The sequence below is a fragment of the Streptomyces silaceus genome, from assembly GCF_001419745.1.
In the GTDB taxonomy this organism is placed as follows: domain Bacteria; phylum Actinomycetota; class Actinomycetes; order Streptomycetales; family Streptomycetaceae; genus Streptomyces; species Streptomyces silaceus.
This window is the reverse complement of the sequence record NZ_LIRJ01000510.1, coordinates 1-1,655: the sequence shown is the minus strand read 5'-3', so window position 1 is coordinate 1,655 and position 1,655 is coordinate 1. Positions and strand designations below refer to the sequence as shown.

Annotated in this window: 2 protein-coding genes and 3 pseudogenes; 1 reads left to right on the top strand and 4 read right to left on the bottom strand. The window is 68.3% G+C overall.

Annotated elements, in window-relative coordinates; genetic code table 11:
* Positions 1 to 46: 46 nt before the first annotated feature.
* From AOK22_RS43365 to AOK22_RS43355, 4 genes and pseudogenes are all read right to left on the bottom strand, one after another.
* Positions 47 to 203: pseudogene (locus AOK22_RS43365) on the bottom strand (YbhB/YbcL family Raf kinase inhibitor-like protein); the annotation flags it as partial.
* A 2-nt stretch (positions 204 to 205) separates the two neighbouring features.
* Positions 206 to 479, bottom strand: a pseudogene (locus AOK22_RS43360) (YbhB/YbcL family Raf kinase inhibitor-like protein); the annotation flags it as partial.
* Between the two features lie 93 nt (positions 480 to 572).
* Positions 573 to 1,217: pseudogene (locus AOK22_RS35505) on the bottom strand (sporulation protein); the annotation flags it as partial.
* 2 nt (positions 1,218 to 1,219) lie between these two features.
* Positions 1,220 to 1,283 (bottom strand): sporulation protein (locus AOK22_RS43355; protein WP_244165233.1); only part of this gene is annotated, 64 nt, incomplete at its 3' end.
* Between the two features lie 175 nt (positions 1,284 to 1,458).
* Here AOK22_RS43355 and AOK22_RS35500 point away from each other — a divergent pair.
* The coding region (locus AOK22_RS35500) for a DNA-3-methyladenine glycosylase (protein ID WP_208606490.1) at positions 1,459 to 1,655 on the top strand (197 nt) is incomplete at its 3' end.

The window sequence follows — 1,655 nt, the reverse complement described above, 5'->3', positions numbered from 1 at the left end:
CAGAGGCGGGCAAACAACCGATGAACGCTCAGTTCACGACGGCTGCTCAGCTCTCGGGGAGAGCGGCGTACTCCGCGAGCACCTGCGCCCGCGCGAGCGTGTGGAACCGGAGGTTGAAGCCCACGACCGCGGGAGAGGCGTCCGAGTCCGGACCCAGCTTCTCCTGGTCCACCGCGTACACGGTGAACACATAGCGGTGCGCGNNGCACCGCGCCCTCGGGCAGCCCCTCGAACGTGCCGCTGCCCGCACCCGCCGGCAGCTCGGTGACCGAGACCGGGATGTCGAAGACGGTCCAGTGCCAGAACCCGCTGCCCGTGGGGGCGTCCGGGTCGAAGCACGTCACGGCGAAGCTCTTGGTCTGGGGCGGGAAGCCCTCCCACCGCAGCTGCGGCGAGGTGTTCCCGGCCGCGTAGACCTGAGCGTCCTTCAGCACCGCACCCGGCTCGAAGTCCTCGCTGGCGACCGTGAACGACGGCACGGGCGGGTGGAAGTCATGGGGAAGCGGCGGCCTCTTGAGCTCGGTCACGTCGGCACCTCCTGGTTGATTGGTCCTCGTTGATCCTGTCCGAGCCTAGAACCAGTTGCGCTTGCTGCCGACCTGGGACAGCCACTCGTTGAGGTACGCCGCCCAGTCCGTGCCCTGGAAGTCGTTCAGACCCACCTGGAACGACCGGAAGGAGTCGCTGCCCTCGCTGAACAGACCCGGCTTCTTGTCCATCTCCAGGACGACGTCCATCTCGCGGTCGTCCGCGACGAAGCTCAACTCGACCTGGTTGAGACCGCGGTACTGCTGCGGCGGGTAGAACTCGATCTCCTGGTAGAACGGCAGCTTCTGCCGCGTGCCCCGGATGTGGCCGCGCTCCATGTCCGCGCTCTTGAAGCGGAAGCCCAGCTGGATGAAGGCGTCGAGGATGGCCTGCTGCGCCGGCAGCGGGTGCACGTTGATCGGGTCGAGGTCACCCGAGTCCACGGCGCGCGCGATCTCCAGCTCGGTGGTCACACCGATGTTCATGCCGCGCAGCTGCTGACCGTCGATGCTCGTGACCGGAGTCTCCCAGGGGATCTCCAGACCGAACGGCACCGCGTGCACCTGCCCGGCCTGCAGCGTGAACGCGCCACCGAGCCGCACCTTGGTGAACTCGATGTCCTGCTTGGTCTCCTGGTCGCCGCTCTCCACCTCGACACGGGCCTGGAGGCCGACGGAGAGCCCCTCGATNNTCAGCACGGTCTCGACCGAGGCGCCGCCGGCGCCCAGACTCGCGAGCAGCTTCTTGAACCCCATGACTCTCCATCCCCAGGCCGCCGCCTGTGGTTCGACTCGACTTGAATCCTTGATCGGTACAAACGCGAGGGGACCGTGCGCGGTTCCGTGTCTTCACCCTGGCAACCGGACGGCCCGAGGACCACCCGTGCGCACGGACCGGGTGTTCGGAGCGGGTGCACTACGCTCGGACGCCATGATCGCGGCCCCTGACCGTACGCCCCTCACCCGTGACTTCTTCGACCGCCCCGTCCTGGAGGTCGCGCCGGACCTCCTGGGCCGCATCCTCGTACGGGACTCGGAGGCCGGTCCGATCGAGCTGCGCCTGACGGAGGTGGAGGCGTACGCGGGGGAGGCCGATCCCGGCTCGCACGCGTATCGCGGCCGGACCGC